This window comes from Calothrix anomala FACHB-343 (assembly GCF_014696435.1).
Classification (GTDB): domain Bacteria; phylum Cyanobacteriota; class Cyanobacteriia; order Cyanobacteriales; family Nostocaceae; genus Aulosira; species Aulosira anomala_A.
Map to the genome: position 1 here is coordinate 1 of NZ_JACJQG010000118.1, position 16,566 is coordinate 16,566.

At 41.1% G+C, this 16,566-nt stretch carries 14 protein-coding genes and 1 tRNA gene; 11 read left to right on the forward strand and 4 right to left on the reverse strand.

Annotation, left to right across the window (positions count from 1 at the left end; all coding sequences use genetic code 11):
- Nucleotides 1-327 precede the first annotated feature (327 nt).
- Together H6G08_RS35855 and H6G08_RS35860 are read right to left on the reverse strand one after the other, a co-directional pair.
- On the reverse strand, nt 328-1,776 hold the full coding sequence (locus H6G08_RS35855; RefSeq protein ID WP_190551919.1) for a glycoside hydrolase 100 family protein: 1,449 nt from the start codon (nt 1,774-1,776) through the stop codon (nt 328-330).
- Between the two features lie 973 nt (nt 1,777-2,749).
- Entirely contained in the window at nt 2,750-5,461 is a 2,712-nt protein-coding gene (locus H6G08_RS35860; protein WP_190551946.1) for a CBS domain-containing protein, read from the reverse strand.
- Between the two features lie 388 nt (nt 5,462-5,849).
- Here H6G08_RS35860 and psbZ point away from each other — a divergent pair, with 388 nt between their 5' ends.
- The 5 genes from psbZ to H6G08_RS35885 all read left to right on the forward strand — a co-directional run bounded on the left by psbZ (nt 5,850) and on the right by H6G08_RS35885 (nt 9,474).
- A complete protein-coding gene (gene psbZ, locus H6G08_RS35865) occupies nt 5,850-6,038 on the forward strand; it encodes a photosystem II reaction center protein PsbZ (RefSeq protein ID WP_190551922.1) in 189 nt (62 codons plus the stop codon).
- Nucleotides 6,039-6,223: 185 nt separating this feature from the next.
- Nucleotides 6,224-6,796: a 6,7-dimethyl-8-ribityllumazine synthase gene (gene ribH / locus H6G08_RS35870; protein ID WP_190551924.1), complete on the forward strand. Its 573-nt coding sequence runs from the start codon at nt 6,224-6,226 to the stop codon at nt 6,794-6,796.
- 149 nt (nt 6,797-6,945) lie between these two features.
- A tRNA-Gly gene (locus H6G08_RS35875) sits at nt 6,946-7,017 on the forward strand.
- 780 nt (nt 7,018-7,797) lie between these two features.
- On the forward strand, nt 7,798-8,205 hold the full coding sequence (locus tag H6G08_RS35880) for a hypothetical protein (RefSeq protein ID WP_190551925.1): 408 nt from the start codon (nt 7,798-7,800) through the stop codon (nt 8,203-8,205).
- Between the two features lie 3 nt (nt 8,206-8,208).
- Nucleotides 8,209-9,474, forward strand: a complete 1,266-nt coding sequence (locus tag H6G08_RS35885; RefSeq protein WP_190551927.1) for a glutamate-5-semialdehyde dehydrogenase — start codon at nt 8,209-8,211, stop codon at nt 9,472-9,474.
- 62 nt (nt 9,475-9,536) lie between these two features.
- On the opposite strand, the gene H6G08_RS35890 is transcribed toward H6G08_RS35885, so the two are convergent.
- Complete coding sequence (locus H6G08_RS35890; protein WP_190551929.1) at nt 9,537-10,364, reverse strand: carbohydrate ABC transporter permease; 828 nt, start codon at nt 10,362-10,364, stop codon at nt 9,537-9,539.
- Between the two features lie 191 nt (nt 10,365-10,555).
- On the opposite strand from H6G08_RS35890, the gene H6G08_RS35895 reads away from it, so the two are divergent.
- From H6G08_RS35895 to folE, 5 genes are all read left to right on the forward strand, one after another.
- Nucleotides 10,556-11,251, forward strand: a complete 696-nt coding sequence (locus H6G08_RS35895) for an aldehyde oxygenase (deformylating) (protein WP_190551931.1) — start codon at nt 10,556-10,558, stop codon at nt 11,249-11,251.
- A gap of 331 nt (nt 11,252-11,582) precedes the next feature.
- Nucleotides 11,583-12,602: a long-chain acyl-[acyl-carrier-protein] reductase gene (locus tag H6G08_RS35900; RefSeq protein ID WP_096643672.1), complete on the forward strand. Its 1,020-nt coding sequence runs from the start codon at nt 11,583-11,585 to the stop codon at nt 12,600-12,602.
- Between the two features lie 250 nt (nt 12,603-12,852).
- Nucleotides 12,853-13,833, forward strand: a complete 981-nt coding sequence (locus H6G08_RS35905) for an acetyl-CoA carboxylase carboxyltransferase subunit alpha (RefSeq protein WP_096643671.1) — start codon at nt 12,853-12,855, stop codon at nt 13,831-13,833.
- A gap of 532 nt (nt 13,834-14,365) precedes the next feature.
- Nucleotides 14,366-14,503, forward strand: a complete 138-nt coding sequence (locus H6G08_RS35910) for a hypothetical protein (protein ID WP_190551933.1) — start codon at nt 14,366-14,368, stop codon at nt 14,501-14,503.
- Nucleotides 14,504-14,697: 194 nt separating this feature from the next.
- Complete coding sequence (gene folE, locus H6G08_RS35915; protein ID WP_190551935.1) at nt 14,698-15,405, forward strand: GTP cyclohydrolase I FolE; 708 nt, start codon at nt 14,698-14,700, stop codon at nt 15,403-15,405.
- A gap of 38 nt (nt 15,406-15,443) precedes the next feature.
- Here the strand turns inward: folE and H6G08_RS35920 are convergent, their stop codons facing one another.
- Nucleotides 15,444-16,082, reverse strand: coding sequence for a phosphoribosylanthranilate isomerase (locus H6G08_RS35920; protein ID WP_190551948.1), 639 nt, complete (start codon nt 16,080-16,082; stop codon nt 15,444-15,446).
- A 128-nt stretch (nt 16,083-16,210) separates the two neighbouring features.
- On the opposite strand from H6G08_RS35920, the gene psaK reads away from it, so the two are divergent.
- Nucleotides 16,211-16,465 (forward strand): photosystem I reaction center subunit PsaK, encoded by a 255-nt coding sequence (gene psaK / locus H6G08_RS35925; RefSeq protein WP_096643669.1) that lies wholly within the window; start codon nt 16,211-16,213, stop codon nt 16,463-16,465.
- The last annotated feature ends 101 nt before the right edge of the window (nt 16,466-16,566 follow it).

A 16,566-nucleotide genomic window follows, 5' to 3' on the forward strand; every position in this document is an offset into this window, starting at 1 on the left:
ATCTGTCGTAGGGGCACGGCAACAGTAAAATTATTGTATGTACCAAAAGATTGTCGGTGCCGTGCCCCTACAGCGTGGTCTATTTACCTGAAAATAGCTGTAATTTATGAGATTCAATTATTTTCTAGAATTGCTATGAGGTACAGATTATCGTTGATTGTAGGGGTACTGGTACTGCCATACCCCGAAGCTGAAATATGCTGTATATTCTGAAAATGCTGATAACAAATGAAGAAAATTAAAAGCCCCTATAGATACAAAGGGGCTTGAAAAATATTATTTATGCTGAAAAATTAGTGAATTTAGAGTAGCAATCAAACCTTACTTCTATCTAGGGAGATATGGATCGATACTGCTAATTTCAAACTCACAAGCACGAGAAACTGATTCTGCGGGTAATTCACCAAAGGTAACTAGACGTAAATATTTAGGATTATTTGTCAGTTCTTTTGCTAATAAGAAACCAGTAATTGACCAAGTTTGATATTTCCTAGCTTGCTTACCAATTAATCGGCCTTTTTTACCATCGTAATATTCTGGCCATTCATCTTCACTCAAGCGTGATTGAGCAATTTCAATCGCCTTTTTACCTAACTCTAGATTGTTGGTTTTCACCGCAGCAGCAGCCAACATCCACATCAACACAGGCCAGCTACCAGCATTATGATATGACCAAGGAATATTTTTAGGATCGCAGCCTGTGACAATTCTATACTCTTCATGTTCTAAAGCCGGGAAACAAATTTTCATTGGCATATCTCCAACCAAATCTTCCCAACGTTCAGTAATCAGAGTCATAATTGCTTGGGACTGTTCGTCAGTTGCTAAGTCAGAAACAATCGCCATCAAATTACCAAGAGAAAAGAAGCGCGTATCTAGTTGGGAAGGGCCTACATTACCAGCTAAATAACCACCTTTTCTTGGCAACCATTTGTCTAATTCATAATAAGGAAGTGAGTCTACATATATATTGAATAAATTGACTGCACCTTTACCATACTCTTCACTTTTGAAACGGTAAATTGCATTCAATCGATTAATATCTATCCAATAATGTTGACGAATATGACCGCATAAAAGCGGTAAGCGATTATCAATTGCGGCTACAATATCTTGATTACCTTGACAAATTAGTAATTCGCGAGCAGCACGCAAAGCCGTGTAGAATAAAACTTGAATTTCTAGCGGATGACCATATATACCCAAGCGGCGATCAATCATACATGCGCCATCTGGAACCAATAGCGTTGGGTACATATCAAAGCGATTCGCCAAGCAGATTTCCATAATTAACCTGATACCGGTTTGGAATTCAGGTTGATAAGCTAGCGAAAAATCTTTTGTAGCGACGACATAAGCACGCAATAAAATAATCCACCAGAGACAGGAATCTACAGGTGTGACGCGCGCGATCGCGTGTTCGCCAAAATCTGCTTCTAAATATTCCTCTCCATTCACAGAGACAACTTTAAAGCTAGCCGGAATTAAACCTCTTCCTGGCTTATATGCATCTAAAGCTCTTTCTTTGGGTTGTAACTTTAAGGTTTCTTCCAGAAAATTGCGGACAATTTCTGTTTTCCCCTTAATCAAAAAAAGTAGCGCCGAAGACACAAAATCTCTAATAAAGCATTGGTCGTAATTTAGCGCCTCTACAGAAGAATCGTATGCGGCCAAAGTCCCAACAGGACGACCTTGATAATAGATAATCGACTTTTCTAAGGCTTGCCAAGCTTCTTCTTGTATATTTTCAGATATTACCAATTCGTTTATTTGCATCGCCAGAATAACTCCATAAGGACTGTAAATTTGTGGTAGATGCGTTCTGATATATGCTGCTATTGCGATCGTAACAAAGACGATTTTTTAATAGCAAATAGAATTTGGGAATAAATAATGAACTTTAAAAAATATCTGTAACTGCCAATTTTTATTGCAGCTTGACTGACAGTTAATATGCTTTATCAGCAACGATCCTGTTAGTGAATGACAAATTTTTGTCTTTCACCTCCAGCAATAATATTACTTTTATGGCAGTTACGCAAAATATATTTGGAAATTGTTAATCAAGTTTTTCTTTCTCGAAACCCTGATGTGACAATAAAAAAATATATTCCTAGTAACGTTTAAGATTTAACTTAAAAATTTTACTAGTTACAGTATCTGTATTAAGCAGGATTTAGTTTTTGAAACTACAAAATTATTTTATTCCCCTATAAGTTAATAATTTATAATATTTTTTCAGAATGTGCAATATAAATAATTAAATTTTTGCAAAAATCATCCATCTTCAGGATGATATATTTTAACTTACTTATCCCCAAAATGGCGAGCGACTGGAAGTCAGTAGATAAAAGACAATCTATACTAGACTTAGCAATCATAAATCTATATATACTGGCTAACAAAGCCAAAATAGCTGATATTTAGCAAATTTAAAGTATTTATTGTAACAATAATAAAATTTAAAAAATTTAATTTTACTTCAGTTAACTCTTGCTTATAGACTAAAACAGTTCAGTTAAAGATAATTGTAGGTTAGGTAGAACGTAAGCGAAACCCAACAAAGCCGCTTTAATGTTGCCTTTGCGTGCGCTTTTCAAATGATTAATCAACAACGTCAAAATATTTATGCAAGAAGTCTATTTATCCTTAACTAGAGTTTTTTGGTGTTTGTGTTTGCATAAAAGCTATAAGATTAAAAGAATTTTTCTCACGCAGAGGCGCAGAGGCGCAGAGAGGAGGAGAGAATTTATTGAGGGTAATGTTTGGTTAAATATTCTTGGGCTTCTGTTTGATTTGTAATCACGCCATCTAAGGTGGCGGTTAGTAAATCATCGAGAATTTGGCGATATTGGGGGCCTGGTTTGTAGCCAAGTTTTTTAAGGTCGTTTCCATTGAGAATTGGTTGAATGTTCGCCCAAACTGTTAAATAATGCCAAATCTGTATGCGGATATTTCTGGGACTTTGCAAGGCAATTAAAATCAGCATTGGTACATCATATTGTCGCAGTAAATTTACTACTTGACTGGGGAGTTTCACAGTAGAGAATGATGCATTAACCTCAGATTCTACATCAGCTAATTTTTGTAATCTGCTAATGCTGTCCTCTTGCATTTGCAAATTTTTAGCGACTTTTTCGCGGTATTTTGGTGATAAGTGAGCAATTAAAGTTTCTAACCGCATTTGCCAATGAATTAAGGTGTGTTGACTGTCAAATTTTTTTAAACAGCGTTCTAATAAGCGTAATTCACGCAGGATATTTTCATCTAATTTTAGGGTAGGATGAATGCACTGTAATGCGCCTAAATTATCGAGTAACTGTAAAGCAGGTTTCCAATATGGTGCTTCGAGAATATGTTTTAATTCAGCTTTGAGGCGGGTTTGTAAAGCTGGGGTTTTGCTATTCTCTTGTGCAGTGCGATCGTAAACACCACTATTAATGGCATAGCGAATATAGTCTTCGGTTTGTGGTTCTATGTCAAATCCAAAGCGCACAGCAAACCGCACACCGCGATAAATCCGAGTGGGATCTTCGATAAAACTATTGGCGTGTAAAACCCGAATTTTTTTAGCTTGTAAATCTAGCAATCCACCAAAGAAATCAAGTAATTCACCAGCGCGAGGGTAAGTTAGTCGCAGTGCGATCGCATTTATGGTAAAGTCACGGCGATATAAGTCTTGACGGATGGAACTTGCTTCTACTTCTGGATTCGCGGCGGGATAAGGGTAAAATTCGGTTCTCGCTGTGGCAATATCTACCCATAATGAGTCTAATTCTGGATCTTTGTGCCATAATAACGCCGCAGTTTGAAAAGCACCGTGAATTTCTAAACGCGCTTCTGGGTGAAGTTGCTGTAATTCTTTGGCTAATTCTACACCAGCACCCACATCTGCTGATTTATGAAAGCCATCAACTACTAAATCAATATCTTTAATCATTAAAGTTCCGGCTGTGTTCTCTGCTAATAGCAAGTCCCGCACAGCGCCGCCAACAAGGTATAAATGCCAACCTCGTTTTTCTGCGGCTTGTGATGCTTGGGTGAGTAGTTGCCATAATTGAGGAGTTAGAGAAGCAGATAGGGAAAGTTTCGGACGAGAAGATTCTGAGAGTGAAAAATCCCCCTGTTCTCCTGTTTCCCAATTCCCCGGATCGTCTTTTTGATGTAATTCCCGCAAGACATCGGTGCGGGTAACAATCCCGACTAACTGAGTATTATCTAATACTGGTAACCGTCCGATATCATAAGTCACCATCAAAGATTCAATTTGGGGTAATGTGGTATCTGGTGTGATAGTTTTGACATTTGTTGTCATGTAACCTTTGACTGGCGCATGACTAAAGCCGTGGTGTAAAGCGATATCAATATCTCTGCGGGAAACAATACCCAAAAGTTGCCCGGTGGTATCGACTACAGATAACCCAGAATGCCCATAACGTAATAAAATGCGCTGTGCTTCGGTAATTGTGGTTTCAGGACGAATGGTGCGCACAGGCGAAGACATCAAATCTCTGGCTGTTAGGGGATGGGGGATACTAGCTTTAAACTCGTCTATGAGTTGCTTTAAAATAGCTAGAGAATCGACTCCCCGGAGATTCAGCGATGCAGCTTGAGAATGTCCGCCACCACCTAAAGGTAAGAATAAATCATTGAGATTAGTTTGGGGAATTTGCGATCGCCCAATTATCGTCAACCGTGAATCATCCTCTGATAAAGGATATTCATTTGCTAATAATAAAGCATCGATTTCCGTTAGTTCCACCAATTGAGATGCTAGACTCGATAACCCTGGGACAAATTCATTTGTTTGTAAAGTTACCCAAGCAATCGTATATCCACGCAAACACAGATATTCTAAATTATCTAACGCCTTGGTTAAAAGCTGTTGCAATTGTGGCGATAAACCAGGGTCAATATAAGTAGAAATTACAGATAAACTGGTTCCTTGTTGCATTAACCAAGCCAAAGCTAAAGCATCCCTGGGTGTAGCTTGCTCATAGGTTAAAGAACCCGTGTCAACATGAATACCCAAAGCCATCACAGTAGCTTCAGCCGGAGTCAAAGAGATTTGCTGCTGTTGTAATTGTTCCACCATGAGAGTTGTTGTAGCTCCCACAGAAGAAATATGAGTTTGGCTAGCAGGGATATCTGATTCATGTCCCAGGTGATGATCGTAAACGATGATTTCCTGAAGATGGGGTAAATCTAACCATTCAGCAGCTTTACCCAAGCGATCGCGCTGTTGGGTATCGACTATAGTTAAAGAACGAATTTTTTCCGGGTTCACCGAACGCCGTTCAATCAGGGGATACTCATCGCGATGTAATGCCAAAAAATCGCGTACAGGTGGATGCGCACCACCAGTAAGTACAATCTTGCTACCTGGTTTTAACCGCGTCAGCCCTACCGCCGCGCCGAGTGCGTCAAAATCAGCTGTAGTGTGGCAAAGAATTAAGTCCATAGTCAACAAGCAAAAGGCAACAGTCAACCGTCAACCGTCAACCGTCAACAATTAAGGGTCAATCAACTGTTGACTATGGACTTTGGACTTTTGACTTGGGATTAATGACTATAGTGACGCAATTTCTGATAGTTTAACAGAGAAGCCAAAATCTCAGTGTTGCCTTGTACGATATTCTATATTCTATAGGATAAATATTTTCTGGTTTGCTGACGAACAGTCAGTGAACTTTAAACAGATGCTTGTGGAGGGGAATCTGGACGGGGTTTTAGGACAGAGATGACCTAATGCTAGACAAACCCGATGAAGCAAGAATCTCCTGCTAAAGCTTTGCTGATAGCGGTGAGAGTGTCAACTTTAGTATTTTGCTGTCTTGGGAGAAACAAAAATGACCATAATATTTCAAATCGCTTTGTTAGCACTGGTTCTGCTATCTTTTGTATTGGTAATTGGCGTTCCCGTTGCCTATGCTACACCCCAAAACTGGGTAGAGTCTAAAAGACTAATTTGGTTAGGTTCTGGCGTTTGGATCGCTTTGGTACTTTTAGTTGGGTTATTAAACTTTTTTGTGGTGTAGGCGATCGCTTACTTACACAGATAAATAACACAGATAATACAAGAGCAGAAGAGCTAATCTCAAAAGTAATGCGGGTGGATTGATTTTTCACCTGGTTATTTTTGCCTGATTGTGTTCCTCTGCTCTTCTATCTTTTCAGAACAAATGTATATTAGCCTTGAAGTATAGTTTGTAAAGAGGCGGTCATGGCAGTTTTTGAGGGAACTTTTACCCAAACAGAACCTTTGCGGTTTGCCTTAGTCATTGGTCGATTTAACGATCTTGTTACCGTAAAGCTGTTAGAGGGATGTCAAGATTGCTTGAAACGCCACGGTGTAGATCCCAACCCCCACGGTAATCAAGTTGACTATGTTTGGGTTCCGGGAAGCTTTGAAATCCCCGTAGTCGCCCGCCAACTTGCGCTCTCTCGTCGCTATGATGCGATTATTTGCTTAGGTGCGGTTATTCGCGGACAAACCCCCCATTTTGATTATGTCTCTTCCGAAGTCGCCAAAGGCGTCGCCGCCGCCAGCTTTCAAACTGGCGTACCTGTAATTTTTGGTATTTTGACAGTAGACACCATGCAGCAAGCCTTAGAAAGAGCCGGTATTAAGAGCAATCATGGCTGGGAATATGCAATGAATGCCTTAGAAATGGCTAGCCTGATGCGGCAATTGCGCTCTAATATCGCAGAACCATACGCACTCAATAGCCAATCTCTACCTGCTGCTTTTCCTGGTAGCACCATAGGCAATTTTGCCCCTGAATCAGAAGGGTGAAGTCAATGGTCAATGCTCAGAGACGCGATGAATCGCGTCTTTACAATTGTTAGTTGTCCTCCTTGTCCCCCTTGTCCTAAACTACAAACTTCAACAAGGGGGTTGACAACCAAGAATATATATGAGACATTAATAAATGTCTGGAGATTGCGGGTATAGCTCAGTGGTAGAGCGTCACCTTGCCAAGGTGAATGTCGCGCGTTCGAATCGCGTTACCCGCTTTTAATAATAAATAAGCAATTTAAAAATAGTGTTTTTATGAAGATGTAAACTAGCTTAAGCTAATCTTCATAGGTGTAGTCAATCAATTTGTTGACATTATACTACACTGGATCGTGGTGGCTAGATTCGTAGTAATGTTTGTTAGGTGCAAATTGCCTTGTGGCAGTGAAGTGCAGCCCAAATCTACCAATGGCGCGAGTCAGATAAACTCACTCATGTTTTTAGGCTCCCTATTTTCTAAAAATATCTCAGATTTCTGGGAAAATAGGAGATAAATACGTAAAAACAAGCAATAATTAATACATTATGTATTAATGAACAATTAGCCATGAGCAAGGCGAATCAGGGCACTCCAAACATCTTGGTTAGTTGATTTACTGGTAATGATTGTTGACTGGCTAAACCTCAGAGAACAGTTGTTTTATGAGATGTCGCCACGTAAACTGAAAACTGTGCCATATTCAAAAACCAAAACTGTCTAAATAAAACGACTAAATTTACCTTTTAAGCTCCAGATGAAGACAAAAAAATCATTAAACAAGATTGCTCAATATAGGGAAAAACAGCAAGCAAATTGTCTCTGTCCCAAAATTCAAACTTAATAGATAGTTTTGACAACAGCCCGATTGAACCTCATCTATCCTTGGGAATCTTAGCAGTGTTGGCTGTGCCTTCCCATCTGTAAAAATCTGGAAAATCAAAAACCAGTACCTAAGGTATAGAAACGGAAATTTTTCCTCACATATTGTAAAAAATAAGCTCAAGTTATTAGAACGCTTGTGCAATCTCAAAAACCTGAAAAAATTGACTTTAATGCGGAATACCCCTGCCCTTGCCGTCGCCGTGGGCGGTTAATTCCGATTACGCTTACAGATGCTTTTGGTTGCGATCGCTGTCAGCAAATTTTTGTGGTGGAAAACGATCCTTATATTTTAGAACAACTTTCCACCACTTACCCCTATAAGCGTGCTTGGCGCTGGGTGAGTAATAGTTGGCATGTTGTCCATCCGCGTTGGGGAGAACGGTATCTACCAATAGCGCTGGGCATTATTTTCGTGCTAGTGATTATATGGCTACCATTAGCACTGAAATTAGCAAATGGTTCCACCATTATTGCTTGGGCAATGGTGGCGGTACTTCTGGCTATTTTGCCAGCACTAATGGTCTGGCTTACTTACAGACGTTAACCAATGACCGTTGAAGCTTTGGATGATCTCCCCGAACCCATAAATAGCGCTCAACGCGCTTACCAAGCTTCCCTGAAGCTGGGGATCGCAAAAGGAGTAGACCGCAGTCGTGCTGTATTGGCGATGGCGCGGGCGATAGAACGCGCTTTTGATGACATTCTCGAGGCTAACACTTTAGATTTAGAAGCCAGCCGAGAAATGGCAGTACCGGAGTTAGTTTTAGATTGGCTAAAATTAACTCCCACTAGGTTAGAAACGACTGTGGATATCCTCCAACGGTTGGGGGAATTACCAGATCCGCTACGGCGGGTGAGAAACGCTGAGTATCAACAAGATGATTCTCAAAGTTACTCGCAGTTAATGCCTTTAGGCGTTATCGCTTTTATTTACGAAGCATTCCCCGATTTAGGAGCGATCGCTGCTGGTTTATGTATTAAAACTGGTAATACTATTATTCTCAAAGGCAGTACTGAAGCCAGCCATTCTAACGAAGCGATCGCTAGTGTCTTACAAAATGCGATTGCCGAAGTCGGTCTACCTGCTGGCTGTTTAGAACTAATTACCACAGAACATGGTGCTTCCGTGCGGGATTTGGTCGTTCAAGACCAATATTTGAATTTAGTCATTCCCTACGGACGTTCTACCTTAGTACAGCAGGTCATGCGCCAAGCTACTTGCCCAGTGTTAAAATCAGCAATGGGCAACTGTTACCTTTACTGGTCGCTTAATAGTAGCTTAGAAATGGTGCGCTGGATGATTATCGATAGCCATGAAAGCGATCCCGATCCAGTCAACGCCATTGAAAAAGTTTTAATTCACCGCCAAGCCTTACCCTCATCTTTAGCAGTTTTGTGGAATAGTCTCAAAGATAAAGGCTTTGAAATCAAAGGCGATGCTGAATTAGTCGAAGCCTTTCCCCAATTGCAGCTAGCTAAAGAAGCAGAATGGGGAACGGCTTATTTAACTAAAACAGTAGCTTTTAAATTAGTAGATAGCTTAGAAGCTGCGATCGCTTGGATTAATCAATACAGTAGCGGTCATGCTGACTGTATTGTCACTGAATCATACCAAGAAAGTCGCCAGTTCGCCTTAGGAGTAAATAGCGCCTCTACTTATATCAATACTTCCCCGCGTTTTTCTCGCAACCCCTCACGGGGAGACTCGATATTTTTAGGAATGTCTAATCAAAAAGGTCATCGACGGGGATTTATTAGCCTAGAAACCCTGACAACTGTGAAGCATATTGTCCAGGGTAATGGGCGATTTTAAGGCAATACCGTTCCTTATTGCCTATTTTTATCACGAATGACCCATGACCAATGACCAATGACTTAATTCTTAATCCCTGTAGTTGCAATACCGCGAATAAACTGACGCTGACCGATCAGAAATAGTAGCATGACTGGCACAGTTGCAATTGTTACCGCCGCCATCATTAAAGGCCAATTATTGGTAAATTGTTCCTGAAACTCTGCTAGCGCTAGCTGTACGGTTCTAAGTTCCGGACGTGTAGTAAATACCAAGGGCTTAAATAAATCGTTCCATTCACCAATAAATGTGAACAAAAACAGCGTTACCAAAGCCGGGCGTGCTAAAGGTAACATAACTCGCCACAAAATTTGCCAGCGATTCGCCCCGTCAATGGTTGCGGCTTCTTCTAACTCCACGGGAATTGTTTGGAAATATTGACGTAACAAAAAAATGCCAAAGCCATTGACAGCAGTTGGTAAAATCAAAGCTCCGTATGTATTGATCAAATGTCCCCACTTCAAAACCAAAAAGATGGGAATCACCAACAATTGAAAGGGAATCACCAAAGTAGCGATGACAATCAACAGCAGAGCTTGTCTACCGCGAAATTTTAATCTGGCGAGAGCATAACCCGCTAATGCCGAGGTGACAATCTGAAAGGCCGTCACTGCGATCGCTACTAAGGTAGAATTAGCAAACGCCAATAAAAATTTACCTCGCTGCCAAGCATCTTGATAATTAGCTAATGTCCAATTACTTTTCGGTAAACCTCCTACTGTCGCCCCAGATGGAGTCAAAGAAGTGAGGAAAACCACAAATAGAGGTAGCAAAATAATCAAAGCGCCTGTTACTAAGACTGCGACGCTCAAGAAATCGCTAGATTTCAGATTTAGGCTTGGTTTGGACATGATTGTTGCTTTCTGTGCATTTATATTTGTATTACTAGAGCATCGCCCCCAGCAAAAGCTAATCTATAAATATAGTTACTTGTATAGTTACTTGTTAAGTTAAATTAAATCACAGCGATCGTTACCCTAAACTCATAGGGTAGATTTATTTTTGGTATCAAATGATTCACGTTTACAGGGGTAAACATAACATGCAGCAGATTACAGAGCAATCTGAAATTAATTTCCAAAGCGAACAATACAAAGACGCATATAGTCGGATTAATGGGATTGTCATTGAAGGCGAACAAGAAGCTTATGACAATTACATCCAACTGGCACAATTGCTACCAGATAGTAAAGATGAATTGATTCGTCTGTCGAAAATGGAAAACCGTCACAAGAAAGGATTTGAAGCTTGTGGACGCAATTTACAAGTAGAGCCAGATTTGGAATTTGCTAAAGATTTTTTCTCAGAATTACACGGTAACTTCCAAACAGCCGCAGCAGCAGGTAACGTAGTTACTTGCTTACTGATTCAGTCTTTAATTATTGAATGTTTTGCGATCGCCGCATACAACATCTATATCCCTGTGGCTGATGATTTTGCCCGTAAAATCACTGAAGGCGTAGTTAAAGATGAGTATAGTCATCTAAACTTTGGCGAAGAGTGGTTAAAAGCTAACTTTGCCGAATCAAAAGCTGAACTAGAAGCAGCCAATCGCCAAAACTTGCCGATTGTTTGGAAAATGCTCAACCGAGTAGCCGATGATGCCGAAGTATTGGCAATGGAAAAAGATGCTTTAGTAGAAGACTTCATGATTCAGTACGGTGAAGCCTTAAGTAATATTGGCTTCAGCACTCGCGATATCATGCGCCTCTCCGCTTACGGACTTAAAGCCGCATAAACATAACTTCTAGGGGTAAGGGAACTCCAAAAAATCAATTATTCCGTTCAAGTCGCTGACTGTTGACGGTTCACAGTTAACAGTCAACGGTCAACGGTCAACAGTCAACAGTCAACAATCCCTGCGAGAATATTTTTTACTTGGAAGTCCCTCACTAACAAAAGTCAAGCTGAAGGTAGAAATTCTTAATTTCATACCTTCACCCTCATAGTGGACTGTGTTACCCCTGACGAATCTTACGCTTTGTGTAGTATTTTTAAGAGTAAGTTAATCCCTCTTAACTCACTTAATTCCACGCTTTCGACGCAGCACGCGCCTAATATATCAATACATGTTTGGTCTAATTGGACATCTGACTAGTTTGGAACACGCTCAAGCAGTAGCTCAAGAATTGGGATACCCAGAATATGCCGATCAAGGGCTAGATTTTTGGTGCAGCGCCCCGCCGCAAATTGTCGATAACATTACCGTCACTAGTGTTACCGGACAGAAAATTGAAGGAAAGTATGTAGAATCCTGCTTTTTACCTGAGATGTTGGCAAATCGCCGGATTAAAGCAGCTACACGTAAAGTTCTCAATGCGATGGCTCATGCGCAAAAGCATGGGATTAATATCACAGCTTTAGGCGGATTTTCTTCGATCATTTTTGAAAATTTTAACTTGGAACAGTTTAGCCAAGTTCGTAATATTAAACTAGAGTTTGAACGCTTTACCACAGGTAATACTCATACTGCCTATATTATTTGTCGGCAGGTGGAACAAGCTTCAAAACAATTAGGAATTGAGTTATCCAAAGCCACTGTGGCTGTATGCGGCGCAACGGGAGACATTGGTAGTGCAGTAACTCGTTGGTTAGACGCAAAAACAGATGTCAAGGAACTACTACTAATCGCCCGCAATCAAGAAAGACTGCAAAATTTACAAGATGAACTAGGGCGGGGCAAAATTATGTCCTTAGAACAAGCCCTACCCGAAGCTGATATTGTTGTTTGGGTAGCTAGTATGCCTAAAGGCGTAGAAATCAACCCCAAGCTACTGAAGCAACCTTGTTTGTTGATTGACGGTGGCTATCCGAAAAATTTAGGCACAAAAGTGCAGCATCCTGGCGTATATGTGCTAAACGGTGGGATTGTCGAACATTCTCTAGATATTGACTGGAAAATCATGAAAATAGTCAATATGGATGTACCTGCAAGGCAGTTATTTGCTTGTTTTGCAGAATCTATGCTTCTGGAGTTTGAGAAGTTATATACGAACTTTTCTTGGGGGCGTAATCAGATTACCGTAGACAAAATGGAGCAGATTGGTCAGGTTTCAGTTAAGCATGGATTTAGACCACTGCTAGTTTAGGGCATGGGGCATGGGGCATTGGGCATTGAACCAATTTTGGATTTTGCGAAAAGTCGGAGCGCCGGCTTCCGGCGATCTGAACTTTTCAAGACGGATTTTAGATTTTAGATTGGAATCCAAAATCGCAAATCTAAAATCAAAAATTCATTGTCTCACCTTGTCTAACTTGTGCCTCTAACCCTTAGCCCTTCATCCCCCTAAATTCTCACCCCTATACCCAATACCCGAACCCTCATACTCATCCCTAACTATGGCAACTACCGAGCGTAAACCGCTACTGTTAGATTTTGAAAAGCCGCTAGCAGAACTCGCCACCCGGATTGACCAAATTCGGCAACTTGCAGAAGAAAATGGCGTCGATGTTTCTGGTCAAATACGCCAATTAGAAGCACGCGCTATGCAATTGCGTGAAGAAATTTTTACAAGTCTATCTCCTTCTCAGAGACTGCAAGTGGCTCGTCATCCCCGCCGCCCTAGTACTCTAGACTACATTCAGTCTATGAGTGATGAATGGATGGAATTACATGGCGATCGCTGTGGTGGTGACGATCCGGCTTTAGTGGGTGGTGTCGGTCGTTTGGGCGGACAGCCTGTAGTAATGTTAGGTCATCAAAAAGGACGGGATACTAAGGATAATATCGCCCGTAACTTCGGGATGCCCTATCCTGGCGGCTATCGCAAAGCCCTGCGGTTAATGGAACATGCGAATAAGTTTTCCATGCCAATTTTAACTTTTATCGACACCCCAGGAGCTTGGTCTGGGGTAGAAGCGGAACATCAAGGTCAAGGCGAAGCGATCGCTTATAATTTGCGGGAAATGTTCTGCTTTGATGTGCCAATTATTTGTACAGTCATTGGCGAAGGCGGTTCCGGTGGCGCACTCGGTATTGGGGTAGGTGATCGCTTAATGATGTTTGAACATTCTGTTTATACTGTAGCTACTCCCGAAGCCTGTGCTGCTATTTTATGGAAGGATGCAGCTAAAGCCCCACAAGCTGCTACCGCTTTAAAAATTATTTCCCATGACTTGAAAAATTTGGGGATTATTGACCAAATCTTACCAGAACCCATTGGTGGCGCTCATTCAGACCCCATCGAAGCCTCTAACACTCTTAAACAAGCTTTATTAGAGAATTTAGACGAACTTAACCGTTTAACCGCTTCTGAACGCCGCCAACTGCGCTATGAAAAGTTCCGCAAGATTGGCGTGTTTACAGAAATTGCTCACTAAAAACCCCCAGATGCTTGATTAGCATGGCAGCAATGCTATAATTGCCTATGACGCTTAAAGATTTTTAACAATCTTCTCAGTCATAGGCGTTTTCATGTTTGACAAACTTAGTCAAAGCACAATTCATAATTGATAATTCGTAATTCGTAGTTACAATCTTGGTCGGGTTGCTCTACCTAGAAGCAAGACTCAATTTTTAGTTTAGTAACTGCTATGTGATTTTCATGAGTAATTACGAATTACCTATTAGTAATTATTGAACTTAGATGGTTTGTCTCAAATTTGCTGACTACTTTTGAGTGTTCCCATGAAATTATCCAGACGGACAATGTGTTGTCATCCCTGGACAAAGACTTAACTATCAAGAAACCCATCATGGCATTGTAATATAACAACTGCCACCGAAAATCGTCGGATTATTTAGATTTATTTAATCTATTCATTAGATTAATTTAATCTATGACCTACCGAGCGATTCACATAATGGGGTGTAGAAAAAGCTTGCAGAACCGCCAACCAATTTGGAAAGAGAATGAGCGTTGAGCCAAAACGATGCGCCTTAATTACTACTGAACTGTGGGATACTGCAAAGATTTTGCACACAGCTTTATTGCTACCACAAGCAGCAATTAATCAATTGATTCTGATTTCTCATACTGGCGTTCTCTAAATCAGTCCTTCGTTGTCGGTCATTTGTTTTGGCTGATCACAAATGACAAAGGACAAAGTTGCCATCGCTACTTTGTCAACATGACAAAGCGCAAAGTCTGAGATAAAACTGCCTTAAATCAGACAAGTAGTTCAACGAACTACCTCAACTTTGCGACAAATGACAAATGACAAACCTTTACCAACATTTACTATATGACTATCGCGAGTTCTAACGGTTCTAATCGCTCTCAATCACCTCTGATTCCCGATTTAGCAGATGCTATCACACTAAGACCCGATCGCAATACCCATGACGGCCATGAACCGGAATTGCATCAGCCAAAAGATGAAGATATGGAGCGAATGACCGCTGCCGTGCACGAAATCCTTCTCGGTGTGGGAGAAGATCCAGAACGTGAAGGTCTGTTGAAAACCCCCAAGCGGGTAGCAGAGGCGATGCGGTTTCTCACCAGTGGCTATAACCAATCTCTTGAGCAACTCGTCAATGGAGCCATCTTTGATGAAGGCCATAGCGAAATGGTGTTAGTTCGGGATATTAACTTCTTTAGCCTGTGCGAACATCACATGTTACCTTTTATGGGGAGAGCGCATGTTGCTTACATCCCTAACCAAAAAGTTGTGGGATTGAGTAAGCTAGCGCGGATTGTGGAAATGTATTCCCGCCGTTTACAAGTTCAAGAAAGACTTACCCGCCAAATTGCTGAAGCAGTGCAGACTATCCTCAATCCTCACGGGGTAGCTGTAGTGATGGAAGCTACTCATATGTGCATGGTAATGCGTGGTGTCCAAAAACCAGGTTCTTGGACTGTGACTAGCGCCATGCTGGGTGTCTTCCAAGAAGAACAAAAAACCCGCGAAGAATTCTTAAACTTGATTCGCCACCAAGCAGCATTTTTCTAAAAGATCAAGCCTCAGGGATGAAGAAGGAAGGACAAATTTCAACCCTCAGACTTCATCCTTAAATTGGCAAATAACCTGGCGACTCGATGTAAATCTTTATCTCCTGGTGCGTTTTCCACACCACTAGATAAATCTATGCCGTCAGGTCGGATCATGCTGAGGGCATCTAAAATATTATCTGGCGTCAACCCTCCAGCTAAAAACCAAGGAGAACTGGGGCTAAATTGTTGTAGCATAGTCCAATCTAAAGTTTGACCAGTACCGCCCAATTGTTGGGGATGATAGGCATCCAGCAATAATGTATCTATGTAATTGCTATATTCTGCCACTTGCTGTAAATGCTCGCGACTACGCACCCGAAAAGCCTTAATAATTTCTACTCCTGGTAAAGCTTGGCGCAGCTCTAAGCAAAATTCTGGTAATTCATTCCCGTGCAACTGCACGCTAGTTAAACCAGACTCAACAACTGTTTGCTCGATCAGTGCAATACTGGTGTTAGCAAACACACCAATTTTGTCAATATTTTTTGGTAACGGTGCAATTGCGGCTTGAATTTGCGCTATGGTAACATAGCGCGGCGAAGTTGGCACACAAATAAATCCTAATGCCGTAGCACCAAGAGAAGCGATCGCTACAGACTGCTGTGGTTGGGTAATACCGCAAATTTTCACTCGCATATTCATTGAGTTATCTCGGATAAATACCTACAGAAAGTTAGATATTTTGGTCATATTTTTAAGTTTTCTCCTAATAGATTTTATAATCTTGATGGTTTACATGATTTTCCGATTTAGGAGATACAACCTTGAATCCATCAATTTTACTAGCTGCTGCTGCCTCTGTTCCTGCCACACCCGCTTGGAATCCTACCGTCGGAGCTATTATCAGCATCAGCAGCATTATCTCTGTGTTGCTGGCTACCAGAATTAAATATCCTAATGTCGGCCCTAAATTTCCTGGTCTACCTATCAGTGCGACCACATTCATCGGTGCAATGGCTTTTGGTCATATTATTGGTGTGGGGATTGTTTTAGGATTGACTAATATTGGTCGGTTATAAAAACACCCGTTGAAAACCCTTCGCCTTTAGGCAAGGGATGAAAACGGTTTAAGGGCTTTAGCCCTCAGTGACTCGGTCTTGGCAACTTAGAAACATATTTT

Excerpts from the sequence above, each read along its gene's own strand:
- H6G08_RS35895 (WP_190551931.1), top strand. The coding sequence starts at position 10,556 with ATGCAGCAGATTACAGAGCAATCTGAAATTAATTTCCAAAGCGAACAA.
- psbZ (WP_190551922.1), top strand. The coding sequence starts at position 5,850 with ATGACCATAATATTTCAAATCGCTTTGTTAGCACTGGTTCTGCTATCT.
- H6G08_RS35910 (WP_190551933.1), top strand. The coding sequence starts at position 14,366 with ATGAGCGTTGAGCCAAAACGATGCGCCTTAATTACTACTGAACTGTGG.
- folE (WP_190551935.1), top strand. The coding sequence starts at position 14,698 with ATGACTATCGCGAGTTCTAACGGTTCTAATCGCTCTCAATCACCTCTG.
- H6G08_RS35900 (WP_096643672.1), top strand. The coding sequence starts at position 11,583 with ATGTTTGGTCTAATTGGACATCTGACTAGTTTGGAACACGCTCAAGCA.
- H6G08_RS35890 (WP_190551929.1), bottom strand. The coding sequence starts at position 10,364 with ATGTCCAAACCAAGCCTAAATCTGAAATCTAGCGATTTCTTGAGCGTC.
- H6G08_RS35885 (WP_190551927.1), top strand. The coding sequence starts at position 8,209 with ATGACCGTTGAAGCTTTGGATGATCTCCCCGAACCCATAAATAGCGCT.
- H6G08_RS35855 (WP_190551919.1), bottom strand. The coding sequence starts at position 1,776 with ATGCAAATAAACGAATTGGTAATATCTGAAAATATACAAGAAGAAGCT.
- H6G08_RS35905 (WP_096643671.1), top strand. The coding sequence starts at position 12,853 with ATGGCAACTACCGAGCGTAAACCGCTACTGTTAGATTTTGAAAAGCCG.
- H6G08_RS35860 (WP_190551946.1), bottom strand. The coding sequence starts at position 5,461 with ATGGACTTAATTCTTTGCCACACTACAGCTGATTTTGACGCACTCGGC.
- ribH (WP_190551924.1), top strand. The coding sequence starts at position 6,224 with ATGGCAGTTTTTGAGGGAACTTTTACCCAAACAGAACCTTTGCGGTTT.
- H6G08_RS35920 (WP_190551948.1), bottom strand. The coding sequence starts at position 16,082 with ATGCGAGTGAAAATTTGCGGTATTACCCAACCACAGCAGTCTGTAGCG.